The sequence below is a fragment of the Parabacteroides sp. AF18-52 genome, from assembly GCF_003479145.1.
GTDB lineage: Bacteria > Bacteroidota > Bacteroidia > Bacteroidales > Tannerellaceae > Parabacteroides > Parabacteroides faecis.
Window position 1 is genome coordinate 280976 of sequence record NZ_QUGR01000005.1, and the last position, 17031, is coordinate 298006.

Consider the following 17031-nt stretch of genomic DNA (forward strand, 5'->3'; position numbering starts at 1 on the left):
AAAACTCGTTACTACTCTCATTAGAAGGAAATCTGAGCTCCCAAATTGAATACACGCTGAACCGGATAGCCCAAACCATTTCCACCCATTTCAGGATCCCACAATTTGAAAGGACTGAATGTTAGCAGATTCGTACCACTGAAATAGATACGAAGGTTCTTTACAAAGGCTTTTTTAACCACATTAGTCGGAACAGTATATCCAAACTCCAATGATTTCAAACGCAAGAATGAACCATTGCGCATAAACCAGGTAGATGGTTTCTGATTATTCTCTACAGCTTCATAAGATAAACGTGGCCACAAAGCATACAGATTTCGATTATCTTCAGACCAGTGATCATCTGCATACGCTTTTAACAAAGCATTCTGTCCGTTGAGGAAAGGTAGAGTTCCGTTATCCGTTGATGTGTCGATCCAGAATGATTCACGAGCCAATCCCTGAAAGAAGAAAGACAAATCCCATTGTTTATATCCTCCGGATAGACCGAAACCATACACAATTTCCGGACTGGTCGGATATCCCATCGGTACCATATCCAATTCGGTAATCTTACCATCGTTATTGATATCTTTATATTTGATATCACCGGCCATATAATTACCAAACTGAGTCGGCGAATTGCGGATATCTTCTTCATCTGCAAACAAACGTTCAGCTACATAACCGAAATTCTGATTTAGGGAAGTCCCCAGTTTAGATTTCCAGGGGGTATCACTGTAATCCGGTTCTTCATAGGCTGTAAACTCACTGGTCGCATAAGTGAAATTGGCCATCCCCGTCAACCAGGCATCATTATTGATCATGTGGTTATAGTTCAACGACAGATCGATACCACTACTTTTAGCTTTTCCCACATTAGCCATTACATCGGCCTGAAGTCCCATAGTAGTAGGAATAGAAGCACGTGACATTAGAATATTCCAACGAGATTCCATAAAATAATCTGCTTGCAATTCCAACTTATCAAACAATCCTAACTCTACACCCATGTTTGTTTTCCGGGCAGTCTCCCAGGTTATATCTTCGTTCGGATAACGAGAAATCGAAACACCATTCAACGTACGTCCTCCAAAATTCCCGTAGGTACCGAACGACGATTGCTTACCATCGCTATTCATATTTACTTCCGAGATATAGAAAAAGCGGTCTTCAGGTCTACCAATCGCATCGTTACCGGATAATCCGTGAGTAACTTTCAGTTTCAATTTATTAATCGTTTTCTTCAGATCGTCATTCCAGAACGCTTCACTAGAAACAAGCCAACCAAGTCCCATTGAAGGGAAGAAACCAAAACGTTCTTTTTTTGCAAAACGTTCGGAACCGTTATAACCAAAGTTTGCTTCAAGGAAGTAACGCGAATCATAAGCATAAGTAGCACGACCGGCAAAGTTCACATTGCGTGAAGGTAATGAAAGTTGTAATGTATTGGCGTCGGAAGTCAGGGATTGACGAAGTGTGAAAACCAACATAGCACCGACAGCATGCTTTTCATTATAAGTTTGACTCCAGTTAGCTGCTGTTTCAAAATAAGTTGTAGAACTAACAACTTTATTACCGGGAACAAAATCTAATGTTTCCCGCCCATCCTGTTCGTTAAGAGGTGCTAAAATATAGGTATCTTCCAACTTATTATATGAGCCTATCCTATAAAAGAATGGTATATATTGACGAGAGACATCAAAATAGCCATATCGGTTCGTATTAAACATAGCACGAAGAGACAACCCTTCCGTGATAAAATCCAGATTCTGCTTCACTTCGAACTGAGCTGCCATCTGAGATGTCTGCGTATCTTTATATCCTTTCAGCATATCCGCGTATGGGTTGTTGTACTGTCCCTTATCTGCATTACCGAATAATATATGTTTGGTATATTGATTGGCTTTATCTGCAGGATAAGAAGGAGCGAATAAAACGGGGTTAGTACGCATTACTTTAGCGAACAGTTGATCGCCCCCATCTATCGGTCCGGTATAGTCATCAAATGCGCCACTCAAACGAACGACTGCTTCTGTTGTTTTAGTAACATTGATATTTACATTGGCACGAAGCATATATCGTTTCAGGTTGATATTATTATTGAAACTACTCTTTTTATCGACATTCAATACACCCTTATCCGAAATATAACTACCGGCAATGTAATAGCGAGCTACTTTACCACCACCACTTACGTTAAAGTTGGCACGGTAGTTGAACGTATTTTTCTTGAACAGTTCGTTATACCAGTCCGTAGCCGGATAAGCGTACGGATTCACACCGGCAATCGTATTATCTATCTTCTGTTGCGAATAAGGTAGTGCTCCCATCGGGTTACGTGTCAATACGGCTTCATTATGAAGGCGCATATAAGTTATCGGATCGGCTAATTCCACCATTTTCGTTGGCTGTGACATAGAACCTTCCAATCGGATACTAACCTGTGCAGCCCCTTCCGCTCCTTCTTTCGTCGTAACCAAGATAACGCCATTCGCACCACGAGAACCGTAAAGGGCAGTTGCTGTGGCATCCTTCATAATAGAGAATGAGGCAATATCATCCGGTTGAATACGAGATAATTCCGTTGTGGTAACTTCATTATTATCAACAAGAATAAGAGGATCTTTTTTATAACCGAAAGTAGTCACACCACGAATAAAGAACTCGGCATTATCTTTTCCCGGTTCACCACTTCGTTGATAGGCAATCACACCGGCCAAACGACCGGCCATTGCTGTAGTCAGGTTACTGGAAGGAACTTTTAGTTCCGATGGATTCAAAATAGTAATAGATCCGATAACACTTTCTTTCTTTTGTTTGGCAAAAGCGACAACGGTCACTTCCTCCAGTTCATCTGTTTTAGGTCTCATCGTGATTATAAGATCTTTCTTATCCTTGACCGTTATAATCTGATCTTCCATACCCAAATAAGAAACAGTTAGTTTTTCACCAATCGAAACACTGATCACAAACGATCCGTCGATATCTGTGGCAACACCTCTCGTACCACCTACAAGAACTATATTTGCACCGGGAAGAGGCTCTCCCATATCATCTATTACTTTTCCTTTTAAATTAAAGGTTGTCTGACTTTGATTCGGTATTATCCCACTTGAAGCCGATTTGCCCCTATCTACTCCTATATTAACCGATGCGAAAGATGTTGTATAGCTAAAAGCACATAGAATAGTTAGGGATACAGCTTTTCCTTTTATATTACTGTATATAGATTTATTCATTATATTGATATTAAGTTTAACAATTAAATATGTTAATTATTGATACAATTAAATAGGTTCATTTTATGTCTTCATAAGCAATTATATTAATGTTACTGACTCTTAGTTCTAGTGGAACTATGGTTAATAGCACAAACACAGGAAGAGACTATTCATTGTATTTCAATACATTAATCATTTTACACATCATTAACACATAAAGATTCAGTTGATCAAGTAATTGTTTTCAGGATAATTTTTGGAACATAATTAAGGATAGTGCCAGTTTTATTATATTAAATATCATTTTTGTAACTTGTGATTTTTATTTAATACGGATATTTGTAACAATTAACAATCCGGATTAAATTAACATAGTTCCACTAGAACTGAGGATACCTTTAAACAACAAATATGAAAATGCGAAAAAATATGGCAATAGGAAATTCCGGTTATATCCGCAAATAGCTTACATTATAAAGAGATGAGCCTTTCTTTTATAATGCAAGAATAACTTTTCCATGCCCGGAGAGGGGAACAAGGGGGATGTTAAAGTTAGTTGGATAAGCACCGGACCATCTATCAGTAGGCTTTGGATAAAATATCTATCCTTTGAAATGTTAAGACCTGACTTTTGAGTTTTAAATAAAGGACTTTTGATTTCAAAATAAGGGACTTTTAAATTCAAAACATATATGTTTTGTTCAGGATAAACTTATAGCCTCTTGTTCCTCCAATTTCCCTTCCAGAGATAAAAGAACGAAATCAGCAACATCCCGTTATAAACATGTTCGGTTGTCCAGCAAACAGCGACATCGGCATGCAACCAAATACCGACCAGAAATGTATAAGCCACATACACAAAGATGCTAGCCATATCTATCATCAGTGCCGACTGTGTATTCCCGGTTCCCGACACACTAAAAAAGTAGATAAAAGCAGGAACGGCCAATATATAAGAAGAAAGCATCACCCAAAGAGAAGGAGTCGAACTCTGTATCAGGTCCGGATTATCCGTATAGATGCGCAAAACCAAATCCGGGAACAAGGCGATCAATATAGCTAACGGCAGCACGAAGAAATAACAAAGCCGTATCATACGTCCGCATAATCCCAGGACCTGATCCGATTTACCGGAACCGATCAGGTTACTGACCAAAGAGCTGGATGTGGAAGCAAACGCATTCACAAACATAAAAAGAAAAGAAGAAATACTCCTCACCACATTCGTAACAGCCAACGGACGTTCTCCCTGATGCTCCATCACCACAAAGAAGATAAACCACCCCACGAATGCAATGCCATGCTGTACCATAATCCAGACAGACACATTCAATATTTGTTTGAGCATCCTGAAATCGATCCCCACAAAACTGAACATCGCATATTTCTTATAATCGATCTTCTTCCAGGTATAAATAATAAAAAACAGGACCGACACCGCCTCTGAAATAGAGGAAGCAATCGCCGCACCGGCAATTCCCAATGCAGGAAAACCGAACTTACCGAATATCAGGATATAATTCAGAACAACATTGGTCAATACCATCACGACTGAGTTGGCAGTCAATATCTTTGTCTTGGTGATACCCACATAAAACGCCCTGAACATGACGGCAATAAAAGAGAAGAAAAAGCCATACACACGCCAGTCGACATAACTCATGGTAGCCCGATACACATCGTCCGAACCAATCAGTTTCCGAAGGATCAACGGAGAATATAAATGAGATGCGGTAAATAAAACCGCCGCAAGTAGCAACAGAAAAAGTGTCCCCTGCATAAAGACCGGACCGATCCGTGTATAATCGTGAGCACCGTTACGCCGGGCAATCAGAACCTGTGCTCCGACACTGAAGCCGAACCCCAACATATAAATAACCAGGTAATACACACCGGCCAATGCCGATGCACCTAATTCAACCTCTCCTACCCGACCCAAATAAGCCGTGTCGGTCAACCCGATCATGTGCTCCATCAGCAAACTGATAAGTACAGGATAGGTAATCTGCCAGATTTGTTTATTCGTAAATTGCATAAAGGATATTCAAAAGGGCTGCAAAGGTAGTAATAAGAAGTTTTCCACACAATATAACGGATAAATATCCGTTTATCAATTTGTCATTACTATGCCGGATAAATCGGATTAATATACCGGGTAAATGAAAACACCCCCGCGGGTAATATTTTTTAACGTATTAAAATGACAGAGAAAAAAGTAAATATATAACATAAAGATAGAACGATGAATTTCAAAATATTCCTGACATTCCTTATGACCGTCTGCTTTTGTAGTTGTAACGGACAAAATACGAACGCAAACAATATCATGGATGCGACTCCGATGCCTGTTAACCGGTTTGATAAAGCGTTGTATGAACTGATTTGTTCCGATGATACCACGCTCAATCAGCAGTTATTAAATCAATATCCTCAAATGACAGAGATTCTGGGGAAAGGTATTCTGAATATGCAGTCACCGGATCTGCCCGGCTTTTTCACCAAGTTGGAAAACTTTTATTCGGAGCCGACCCTGAAAAAGCTCTATGCGGATGCTATTGCAAAATACGAATCGGTAACAGAGATGGAACAATCACTTGGTAATGCATTTGCCTGGGTACATGAAAAATTTCCGGCAATGCAGATTCCGGCTTTATATATGCACGTTTCCGGTTTAAATCAGAATGTGCTGGTCGGAGATAGCCTATTGTCTATTTCCATCGATAAATATATGGGGCAGGATTATCCGCTATACCAGGATTTTTTCTATGATTATCAACTTCGCAAAATGCAACCGTCACATATAGTTCCCGATTATGTCGCAGGTTGGCTGATGTCCGAATATCCTTTCACCGGCAAAGAGAATGTACTACTCGACCGGATGGTCTATGAAGGTAAGATCAAATATCTGGTTTTATCTGCCTTACCGGATATGTCTCCCGCCCAATTGTTCGGTTACACGGACGAAGCATGGGAATGGTGCAAAAACAATGAAGCAAATCTTTGGAAAGCGATTGTCGAACGTAAACATTTGTACACACCGGATCAGATGGCTACTACAAAATATTTTGAAGATATGCCCGCACAATTCCTGGCAAGCGATGCTCCCGGCAATATCGGAAGCTGGGTAGGACTGCAAATCATTCTGAAGTATATGAATGAAACCAATGCAACCCCCGAAGCACTGATGAAAAACGAAAATGCACAGGATATACTGACTCTATCCAAATATAAACCATAAGACATAAAAAAACCGCCCTATTCTCACGAACAAGACGGATAACCTAATCTAACTTAATTCTAATACCATGAAAAACACTATATCTTAATAACAGGGGTTGAAGAAAAAAGTTCAACGAACCTGTTTATTTTTATTTCTTTCACAAAGTAAAGATCGTGCGAAACCAAAAGCACTGTACCATTGTAGTCCTTGATGGCCGCTGTTATTATACTAACACTCCGGATATCCAAATTGTTCGTGGGTTCATCCAAAACAAATATATCCGGCGTGCTATTACTGACCATCAGGCAGCAGATAGCAAGCCTCATCTTCTCCCCACCGCTTAATTTTGAACAGTTTTTATCCCATGTGCCGACCGGAAAAAGGAAACGGCTCAGGATCATTTTTAACTCATGCTCCGGTTTGGCAAACAGGTTGAATTGCTCCAACTGTTCAAAAACCGTCAGGTGAGGTTTCACGATCGAATATTCCTGGTCGATATATACATATTTGAAGTCTGCACGGGTAATTGTTCCCTCAGTCGGTTCCAATTCGCCCAGCAACAACTTCAGCAATGTCGTTTTTCCCGCTCCGTTATTTCCGCTGAACTGGATACGGTCGCCACTCCGAACCTGCAGGTTCAACGGTTCTTTCCATAAACCATCCTGATCATAGCCAAAGTTCATATCCTTTACAGTGATCAATGTTTTACCGGTATGAAGATTGGGGGAATTGAAATCCGTTTTCATCTGTTTCATATCCGGCAGCGTGTTCTGGATATCCGTAATGGTGGAATTGATCGAACCCATTTTCTCATCGTGTATATCCTTCAATTTAACGGTACTTTGTTCGGCATGCTGTTTCATGGCTCCCATCATTATCCGGGGAATGCCTTTCTTTATGGCGGCTTTCTCCCCTCTTACACTCGATTTGCTCTTTCTTTCAAGTGTTTCCCGGGCAATCTTCTTTGCTAACCGCAACTCTTTTTCTTTCTCGCTCAATTGATTCTGCAAGGCTGTCAATGCGACCTCTTTCTGTTCTTTATAAAAGTCGTAATTTCCACCATACAATGTAATCTTACTTCTTTCCAGTTCACAGGTGTAAGGCAGCAGGTTGAGCAGTGTCCTGTCATGGCTGACAATAAGCATGGTGGCACGGCTCGACTCGATAAAGCTATAAAGCTTCTTTCTGCTATTTACATCCAGATGGTTGGTCGGTTCGTCCATCAGGATGATCTCAGGAGAATGTATCTGAATACCGGCTAAATACACTTTCGTCTTTTCACCGCCGCTCAATGTACTCATCGATTGGTCCAGCCGGATATGTTCCAATCCCCAGGAGGAAAGGGCGGCCAGGCTTCGTTCTTCAATATTCCAGTCATCATCCAGAACAGTAAAATTATCGGCCGACGCATCTCCCGCTATAATGGCATGTAATGCATTGATTTTGGATTCGACCAACAAGGCCTGTACCACAGTCAACTGATCGTATTGACCGAAATGTTGCGGCACATAATAGGGCTTGGAAGAACAGACGACCTCCCCGGAGGAGGGTTTCAGACTTCCTTCAATAATACGTAACAAAGTTGATTTACCGGAACCGTTATTTCCCACTAATGATAATTGCTCCCCTTTGTTTACCGTCAAACTGATATCTTGAAATAGTGGTTCTTTATCCGCATGGATATAGCAAAGCTGTTGTACTGATATGCACATAGTCTATCTGCTTTAAAAATGTTAGAAACTAAAATCTGGAAATAAAAAATGCGCAGGATACAGCGCAGGACATAGCCGGAAGGTTATACAGAAACTTACTCCCATTCGGATCGGGAGCTACTCACAAATATGTTCTGAAACCGGCTTACTTGGATATTTTCATCGGTGTATTTATAAAATTATGGGGCAAAGATAGGTATTTTTTTCAGAATAACCAAATCAATTGTATAGCTATTCGGATTACTGACAAATATCTAAAAATAAAAAACTCAATCAAGTCGTTTTTTTTCAATTAAAATACAATTTTCTAAAATAAATAACTATTTTTATCACCAAGATTCGGGTAATAAATTGAAAAAACAGCTAATTACACCTTAAACACGCTAGTTATCAAAACTTTACTCAATTAGTAAATTTCATACACTGAAACAAATACCGTATATTATGAAAAAGATTAAGGCCAATGACTATTTGTATTCAAAGTGGATTAACCTCTTTTTATTAATAATCTGCTTTATTGTATATTATCCTATCTTGAGGAATAGTTTTCTGACAGGATGGGATGACCAATGGATGGTGTTCAGCCATTATACGGAAAATGGATGGACAATCGACAATCTATGGCATATTGGATGCGTTTTTTTAGTTTTTTACTATGACTACTATGTTATCTCCGTTATATCAAGGGTCAAAAGATCACATATGCAGGAGGTGGTGCCGTTATAATCTATAAAGGAAATACTTGGGAATGTAATGATGGTTGGAATCCATTTTGCACAAAAGACTGTAGAGCTAATTAAATGTAATTTCGAACAAATCAGAGGATGTACAAAAGGAGGATAATACTTTTAGCGCATCCTCTTAAAAATATAACAAATATGAAAAAATGGTATCTACAAAATATGATTTTAGGTTTAGGAATAGGCTTTTTGTGTTTTGGTTGTCAAGAAATCAGAATGAAAAACAGACCTTTCCCTACTGTCAGTTTAGATAGTATAACCGTAATTCCGGTAGAAGAAGATAAATTTGAAATTATAAAAGTAACAAATAACATCAAAGAACCGGTTCCATCGTCTGAATTGATTGAAGAATTCCATTATGTTCCGCTAGAAACAACAGATGAATCTCTATTTGCCTATTGCACCAACATTGGATTTTATGATAATAAAATCTATGCATTCGACAGACTTGGAACAGAGAAGCTTTATATTTTTGATAACAAAGGAAAGTTCTTAAAGGCCTTGGGAGAAAAAGGTGGTGCTCCTTTCGAATTCTATTTACCAAAAGCATTTGCAATCGACACAAAACAACAACAAATTGTCATTTATGACAATCAAAAAAGAAAATGGATGAAATTTTCCCTAGATGGAAATTATATAGCATCCCATGATGTTCCTTTTAGAATAGGACGCAATTTTCAAATTCTTCCTAATGGTGAATATGTAACAGCCACAGATAAAGGGGACCGGAACAACCATTTAGGGCAATATAGCGAATATAAAATTTTATATACTGACAGCTTAGGACACTTAAAAAAAGCAGCCTGTACTTATTCAGAAACAGTTCACTCATCTTTGGGATACGATCCTTTAAGTCGGAAAAGAGATGAAATTTTATATACCCCTATGTATCTCAATGAAGTATATACTGTAACAGATACGGCTTTATACATGAGGTATAAATTCGATTACAGTGATTTTACTCCTTTCGAAAAGAATAAAATGGGAACATTTGAAAGTTACGATGATTTTAACAATTATCTATTAGCTCATACTTATCTATTTATTTATGCTGAGAATGATACACATATTCTGTTTGTGACATGCGACAAACAAGACAGGCGTTTTGTTTCGTTTTACGACAAAAGAAGTAAAAAAACAGTAAATACTGCAGGATTTTACTATGATACGGATTTTTCCATGGAATTTTCAAGCGGCATATACAGTTATAATGATTATTTCGTAGCCTTAGTTCCTCCTACAACCCTGAAAGGATTGAAACAACATATAGATGAAATAACTCATTATTCAGCAAAAGAGGAAAATATGAGATTATTCGAGAATATAAAAGAGGATGATAATCTAGTTTTGGTATTCTTTAAAATCAAAAATTTATGAAAATAAGTTTGATCAATATAATTGTTTCAGTTATCACTTTGGCTATCGCCGCCGGCTTATTCTACAATAATCGACGGCCTTCTGATAATATTGATGATATGATGATGTTCACTCTCTTAAGAAATGCGGAAGCAAATGCCAATAATCAATGGAGAAACTTTGTTCCTGATAAAAAATTTCAAAACGACAGTTTATGTGCTTTCGTTGAAAAATTGAAAAAACCAATTTTAATGCTACGTATCAAAGAAACAAGCTGTCAAACATGCGTATCCAATGAATTAGATAAAATTAAAGAGTTAAAAGAAAATGGGATCAAATGTGCATTATTGGTAACTTATAGTCCATCCATAATAAAAAAATTACTGAGAGCAAAAAAGTGCAACAATATTACGATTTTTCATATACCGAATGATTGTTTATATGATAATTGGTATATAGAACAATATGAAGCTCCTTATTATTTTGTTTTACATCCAAACAAAATGGCTTCTGATTTCTTCCTTCCCGAAAAATCAAAGCCGGAACTTACAGATTTTTATATCAAAAGTGTAGCTCCACTATTTTATGCAGGGAACTCGTTAGCTAACAAAAAATATTTATAATTATGAAGAAGAAAGGCTCAATTATTCTTTGCATCATGTTATGTACAATAGTTTGGTGTTGTTCTCATTATCAATTTAATTTTTGTAGAAATGCAACTATTACTATTGGAGATAATAAAAACGATTCTCTCAATAATAGAATAATACTTATGTTCCCTGAATTGGATTCCATATGGAAACCTACGTATCAATACGCTGTTATTATACCGTCAGATACAACAATGAACATGTATTACCAACTGATACAACTTTTAAATAAGAATGAGTCATACACAAAAAACAATACATTCATAATCTGTCAAGAAGTTGATAAAGAGAGTATGGAAGAAGCTGTTCCGGGATATTCAGTCTTTGTCTCAGACTTTATAGCTGATAACAGATACTGCCAAGAGACTTGTTTTTATATGGTTTGGAAAGAGGATAAGAAATATCTGCTAACAAAGAAAGAGATTTGAACATGAAAATAGGAATATAGTCGTGTTCAATAGTCCGTCAAATCCACAACTGTTACTGGTCAAACGTATTGTACAAGTGATTGAAAAAGGTGATACATTGATAATTAATCGGAACACTCTACCTTTATATCGGTCATTAATCATTCGCGAAGACAATAAAGTTTCTGAATTAAAATCTCATATAATTATTAATGGGAAACATGTTTCCTTTTACACACCTAAACAATCTTTTTATTTCATGGAGGGGGATAATCACGACAATTCACATGACAGCCGTATCTTCGGTTTCATTCCGGAAGAAGCTATTATCGGAAAATCCGACTTCGTTCTATTTTCATTGACTCCCCAAAAAAGTTTTTGGAAATCAATTCGCTGGGAACGCATATTAGGACAATTGAGATAAAGAATAAAAAAACCGTAAAATACACGATATTATCAGCAGGATCAATGCGATTCCTGCTAATATATATCGAAGATTTTTATTTGTCACCGTTGCCCCTAAACAAGCCAATGCGTAGCACTATCGGATATTTTTTACATTCCTCATTACCCTTTCAATGGCATCATCCATCTGGGCGATCGACTCCAGACCAAGCGTCATACAGTGTAAATTGCTCCCGGTAACAGCAAAGCGGATCGAACGTTCGCGTTCATCATCTGCAACATGCTTTCCTTCACCGAATATTTTCATTCCCATGATACCTTTTCCATTCTCCCGGGCCTTCCCTAAAAGAGCATTCACTTCTTCGGGTGTTCCGTCCATATGGCTCTGGAAAGGATTCAGACGGGCCAGAATAATATCGCACCACGGATTATCGGCTGCTTCCTTCATGGCCTCCCAACTATGGCAGGATATTCCGACAGCCTTCACGATACCTTCTTCTTTTGCCTGGGCAAGACCGTCCATATAGAATTTACGTGTTTCAGGCCAGTCACCGCTGGTCATGCAATGCATCAGTAAGATATCGAAATATTCGGTACCGGCTTCCTGACGGAAACGGTCGAGGGTTTTCCTGACCGGTTCTCTTTTCTCCGATCCATCATCATACGTCCACATCTTTGTCATCAGAGTTACTTTTTCACGAGGCAGTTCTTTTAAGGCCTTACCCACGAAAGGCTGGGAACCGTACATATCGGCCATATCGAAGAAACGGATTCCCCTTTCATAGCCGTGATGAGCCAGTTTCAGGAAATTATCCATTCCGATACGGGTTTGGTTGGATTCATAATTCCATCCTTTCGTTCCGGTACCCAAAGCGATACGGGAAACTTCCAGTCCCGTTTTGCCTAACTCCACTTTATCGACCGTCACATCGGAAGGAAGTACCCGCTGCATATCAGCCCAACCAACCTGTGCCAGCGACAAACCGGCTACTCCGGCAACACCTGTCCGGATAAATTTTCTTCTGTTCATCATTTTTATGTTGCTCATGGTAAAAGAATATTGAGTATTATTTTCGTGAATACAGATTAAGGATTTCACAAAAATAATACTATTTACCTAATTACCCGAACTTTAACAGAAAAGAGTGAATAATCAAGATACATCAGGAAGGATTGTGATCAGGTCCTCATTTTCCTCTACCAAATAAAAGGCTGTAAAAACCAACAGTTCTGTCTCCGAAGCGTTATCAAAATGAAGTACCGGCTGATCCCTGGGTTCGAAGAAAGCTTCGCCTGTTTTTATTATCATCGGATCTCCTCCTTTCAACTGGTACAGAAGGGCCCCGGAAACGATACATCCTACCACCGGGCAACGATGTAAATGATAATCAGCTTTTCCTGCAGGAGGAAGAGTTACTTCTTTTATCTCAACTCTCGACACGGCCTGCTTTGAAAAACAGGCTGTCAACAAATCTCTTCTGAATACTTTTTCTTGTACCATCTTTCTATGTTTTTAATTATATGGCAAAGAAAGAGTGAAAGAGCGACTATTTCATTGACCTATGTTAAGAGATTTGATCCGGCTCAAAGATTCCGGTTTGATTCCCAGGTAAGAAGCGATATGATACTGTGCTACATGTTGTTCTATACCGGGATAGTTTTTTAATAACAATCGGTATCTTTCCAAGGCAGAATCCTTCAAAAGAGACGTTTCCTTGACACATTTCTTCACAAACAGGGTATCGGCAATGTGTTTTCCAAACTTAAACCATAAAGGAGATTCATTTGTCAAAAGTTCAAAATTCGCATACGAAAGACTGCTAAGCGTTGTATCTTCCAATGCCTGAATTGCTCCTACGCTCGGTTCTTTTCGCAGAAAACTCCGATAAGAGGTGACAAAAGACCCCGGGACATAAAAGTCACTTATAAACTCCTCTCCATCCTGTTCACGGAATGACCGTAACACACCTTCTTCCACTACTCCGATAAAAGTACAAACCTGTCCGGTCTTCAGAAGATATTCTTTTTGGGGAAGTTGTTTCTCTTCTAATAGGTCTGTCAGTCTATCATAATAGCCAGCCGGAAGAGCTAGTTCTTTTATGATGAGTTCCAATTGTTTCATTCTATACTAAATAGTTATATATATATTATATTATAATGTACACACGTAATCTATAGAGTGAAAAACGATTTGAGAGGATACAGATTATGGATTCGGTCCTAATCAGATTTGGATGTTGCTTTTCTCTTGAAAGAAATGTGACCAAAAGATCAAGACCTCAACTAATAAGCGTCCGCTTTGTCTTTCATTGGAACAGCGAAGCCGGTGCAGTCCTGATCTTTTGACCACTTTTCCATCAAATAAAAAGTAGTTTTATCTTAAAATAACCAAGACATTCATCGGTCCATGTGCACCGAACACCAATGCCTGTTCTATATCGGCTGTTTTGGACGGACCGGAGACAAAAAAGCCATACTTATAATCCGTACCTTCCACCCGCTTATAAGCTTCGTGCATATTATTAACCAAATCTTCCTTATTGATAAGGATCACCAATCCGGTCGAGATGAAATAAAGTGCTTTATGTTTTACTTGCTGCGTAATCCATACGGCACCATTCTCGGCAACCCCGAAACACCCCTCCACAATAGCAAGGTCTGTATTATTCAATTCCCTGGGGTCGGATACCGAATCAGGATCGAAAGTGGCACAAGTTATTTTAGACAGATTCGACGCAATACGTTTCGCATCAGGAAAATGTTTCCGGATCAGCTCATTGATATCTTCCCCCGCTTGCAGAACAACGGCCGCACCACCCGCAGCCTTTAACGATTCGGAAAACTGTCCGGTTTTATCTTCATAATGAATGGCATCCAATGTGATTTCCGGCTGCTCGTAACGAGTACCGGTATGACTACGGATACGGGATAATATAGATTCTTTACTACTCATTCTTTCCTATGTTTTTACAGGCAGGCAAACCCTACCCCTACGGTTTTTGTATCTTGTTTTTCTTCCACATATCATTGAACGATTCTTTGGCAAAGGTCGGTAACTCACGCCCCTTTCCCCAGGCATTCAATCCATTATAGATCATAAAACGAGGTAATTTATTTACCAGAGGAGCAAACTTCAATGCTGTATTGAACAGTGCCGGACGCTCCATCAGGAACTTCATACCGCCCGACATTACTTTCTTCTCCGAGCTGGCCTTTCCAATCTTGTCCAGATCCTGACGCCAACGGTAAATCTGTTCGCCCAGGTCTATCTTTACAGGACAGACATTTGAACAGGATAAACACAGGGAACAAGCCGAAACATTATCAGAATACTCTTCCGGATTTTTCAACATGCCTAAATTGATGCCGATCGGACCGGGTATAAAATAGGTATAGGAATAACCGCCAGTCCGACGATATACCGGGCAGGTGTTCATACATTCGCCGCAACGGATACAATTTAGCGTACGGATATGATCCGGCTTTGCCAGAATATCACTACGTCCGTTATCTACGATGATTAGATGAAACTCACCGCCATCCTGAGGTTTACGGTAATGAGAAGTATAAGAGGTTATCGGCTGTCCGGTACCGGAACGGGCAAGCAGGCGGGTAAAGACGCCCAAAGCCTCCTGGTTGGGAACGATCTTCTCCATCCCGAATGTAGCGATATGGACTTTAGGGAATGAAGTCCCCATATCTGCATTTCCCTCATTGGTACAAACCACAATTTCACCGGTCGAAGCAACAGCAAAGTTGGCTCCCGTCATAGCAACATCAGCCGTCAGGAATTTTTCACGCATATTCTTACGAACAGCATGTGTCAGATAAGTTGGATCTGAATTGCCTTTCTCCGTACCCAGGACACGTTCCATCATCTCGCCCACCTCCTGGCGTTTGATATGGATGGCAGGCATCACGATATGGCTCGGATGAAGGTGCATCCATTGAAGGATACGTTCACCGAGATCACTCTCGACGATGTCATACCCCTTACTGAACAGATACTCATTCATACCGCATTCTTCTGTCAGCATGGATTTACTCTTGATCAGCGTATGCGCATTATGCTGCTGAAGGATCTTTTCGACGATCTCATTGTGCTCCTTCGCATCTTTCGCCCAATGTACAATGGCTCCGTTGGCTATGGCGTTCTTTTCAAACTCTTCCAGCAACGTATCCAAATGGCTGTTGGAATACATTTTGATATCACAGGCCAACTCACGCAAACGCTCCCATTCGGGAAGCGAATGACTCATCTTATCTCTTTTGGCACGTACCATCCAAAGGGTCTCATCGTGCCAGGCTTCCTGTTTCCTGTTAGCTATGAAACGGGCAGCTGCTATTGAATGTTTCGTACTCATAATCCTGCGGCTAATATTTGAGTGATATGAATGGTCTTTATCGGCAGGTGTTCACGCTCGATGACACCCTGCATATGCATCAGACAGGAACTATCGGCTCCGGTGATATATTCGGCCCCGGTACTCATATGGTCTTTCACCTTGTCATGTCCCATACAAACAGAGACTTCCGGCTCTTCGACGGCAAACATTCCCCCGAAACCGCAACATTCGTCGATGCGCTTCGGTTCGAGTATCTCGATGCCTTTTACCAACTGCAACAGATCGCGCAGTTTGGAGAAGTACGGGATATTCATTTCGCTGGGGGATGACAGATGCAACTCGCGCACCCCGTGGCAACTGTTATGAATACTCACTTTATGGGGGAAAACAGAAGGTAGTTCTTCCGGTTTCACTACATCATGCAGAAACTCGCAGATATCGTATATCTTACTGCTGTTCTGACAAACATGTCCGGCCTTTTCCAGGATGCCGGGATGATTCTCTTTTACGAATGCAACACAACTGGCAGACGGTCCGACCACATAGTCGTACTGTTTAAATAAATCTTCCATACGGAGAGCCAGTTTCAGGGATTCGTTTTCAAAACCGGCATTTGCCATCGGCTGGCCGCAACAAGTCTGGTCTAAAGGATAATCGACGTCCAGGCCCAAATGCTTCAAGAGTTTGTAGGAGGCTACGCCAACCTCCGGATACACCGCGTTGATATAACACGGGATAAATAGTCCTATCTTCATATTGGTTGAATTATAACATAAGTATAACTGTTCTCTCTTAAGAGATGTTTTCCAACGAACTACAAAATTAAAATAACTTCTTAACTATTCTCCATATATTTGTGCAACTAAAGCTAATAAATTTAAATGGATATTTTAATTTTATGTGTAAACCCATATCATCGGTTTCCACACCATCCGAAAGGATGATTCAGCTTCCGTAAAGTTATATAAACCATTTGCTGTAATTCTGTTTTG

14 protein-coding genes are annotated in these 17031 nt (G+C 39.6%); 5 read left to right on the forward strand and 9 right to left on the reverse strand.

The features are described 5' to 3' along the window. Positions 1 to 20: 20 nt before the first annotated feature. Positions 21 to 3221, reverse strand: a complete 3201-nt coding sequence (locus tag DWX23_RS11325; RefSeq protein WP_122374554.1) for a TonB-dependent receptor — start codon at positions 3219 to 3221, stop codon at positions 21 to 23. Between the two features lie 694 nt (positions 3222 to 3915). Continuing rightward, on the reverse strand, positions 3916 to 5238 hold the full coding sequence (locus DWX23_RS11335) for an MATE family efflux transporter (RefSeq protein ID WP_122374556.1): 1323 nt from the start codon (positions 5236 to 5238) through the stop codon (positions 3916 to 3918). 207 nt (positions 5239 to 5445) lie between these two features. Between DWX23_RS11335 and DWX23_RS11340 the strand changes: the two genes are divergently transcribed. Continuing rightward, a complete protein-coding gene (locus tag DWX23_RS11340; RefSeq protein WP_122374557.1) occupies positions 5446 to 6441 on the forward strand; it encodes a gliding motility protein GldB in 996 nt (331 codons plus the stop codon). Positions 6442 to 6518: 77 nt separating this feature from the next. On the opposite strand, the gene DWX23_RS11345 is transcribed toward DWX23_RS11340, so the two are convergent. After that, a complete protein-coding gene (locus DWX23_RS11345; protein WP_122374558.1) occupies positions 6519 to 8135 on the reverse strand; it encodes an ABC-F family ATP-binding cassette domain-containing protein in 1617 nt (538 codons plus the stop codon). 878 nt (positions 8136 to 9013) lie between these two features. Here DWX23_RS11345 and DWX23_RS11355 point away from each other — a divergent pair. Genes DWX23_RS11355 through lepB form a run of 4 tightly spaced genes read left to right on the forward strand, consistent with a single transcriptional unit; the run spans position 9014 to position 11712 of the window. Then, on the forward strand, positions 9014 to 10252 hold the full coding sequence (locus DWX23_RS11355; RefSeq protein ID WP_122374560.1) for a 6-bladed beta-propeller: 1239 nt from the start codon (positions 9014 to 9016) through the stop codon (positions 10250 to 10252). Beyond that, positions 10249 to 10854 (forward strand): hypothetical protein, encoded by a 606-nt coding sequence (locus DWX23_RS11360; protein ID WP_122374561.1) that lies wholly within the window; start codon positions 10249 to 10251, stop codon positions 10852 to 10854. The genes DWX23_RS11355 and DWX23_RS11360 overlap by 4 nt, the downstream gene beginning before the upstream one ends. Positions 10855 to 10856: 2 nt before the next feature. Then, entirely contained in the window at positions 10857 to 11309 is a 453-nt protein-coding gene (locus tag DWX23_RS11365) for a hypothetical protein (RefSeq protein ID WP_122374562.1), read from the forward strand. 16 nt (positions 11310 to 11325) lie between these two features. Beyond that, on the forward strand, positions 11326 to 11712 hold the full coding sequence (lepB, locus tag DWX23_RS11370; RefSeq protein ID WP_122374563.1) for a signal peptidase I: 387 nt from the start codon (positions 11326 to 11328) through the stop codon (positions 11710 to 11712). Between the two features lie 117 nt (positions 11713 to 11829). Here lepB and DWX23_RS11375 read toward each other — a convergent pair whose 3' ends face one another. The 6 genes from DWX23_RS11375 to DWX23_RS11400 all read right to left on the reverse strand — a co-directional run bounded on the left by DWX23_RS11375 (position 11830) and on the right by DWX23_RS11400 (position 16794). Continuing rightward, positions 11830 to 12723 carry an aldo/keto reductase gene (locus DWX23_RS11375; RefSeq protein WP_122374618.1) on the reverse strand — a complete coding sequence of 298 codons (894 nt, stop codon included), beginning with the start codon at positions 12721 to 12723 and terminating at the stop codon, positions 11830 to 11832. A gap of 123 nt (positions 12724 to 12846) precedes the next feature. Further along, positions 12847 to 13194: a cupin domain-containing protein gene (locus DWX23_RS11380; RefSeq protein ID WP_122374564.1), complete on the reverse strand. Its 348-nt coding sequence runs from the start codon at positions 13192 to 13194 to the stop codon at positions 12847 to 12849. 51 nt (positions 13195 to 13245) lie between these two features. Next, on the reverse strand, positions 13246 to 13815 hold the full coding sequence (locus DWX23_RS11385) for a Crp/Fnr family transcriptional regulator (protein WP_122374565.1): 570 nt from the start codon (positions 13813 to 13815) through the stop codon (positions 13246 to 13248). A 252-nt stretch (positions 13816 to 14067) separates the two neighbouring features. After that, a complete protein-coding gene (locus DWX23_RS11390; protein WP_122374566.1) occupies positions 14068 to 14646 on the reverse strand; it encodes an LUD domain-containing protein in 579 nt (192 codons plus the stop codon). 37 nt (positions 14647 to 14683) lie between these two features. Then, the gene (locus DWX23_RS11395) at positions 14684 to 16057 is read right to left on the reverse strand and encodes a lactate utilization protein B (RefSeq protein ID WP_122374567.1); all 1374 of its coding nucleotides are present in this window, start codon (positions 16055 to 16057) and stop codon (positions 14684 to 14686) included. Further along, on the reverse strand, positions 16054 to 16794 hold the full coding sequence (locus DWX23_RS11400; RefSeq protein ID WP_122362582.1) for a (Fe-S)-binding protein: 741 nt from the start codon (positions 16792 to 16794) through the stop codon (positions 16054 to 16056). The genes DWX23_RS11395 and DWX23_RS11400 overlap by 4 nt, the downstream gene beginning before the upstream one ends. Between the last annotated feature and the right edge of the window lie 237 nt (positions 16795 to 17031).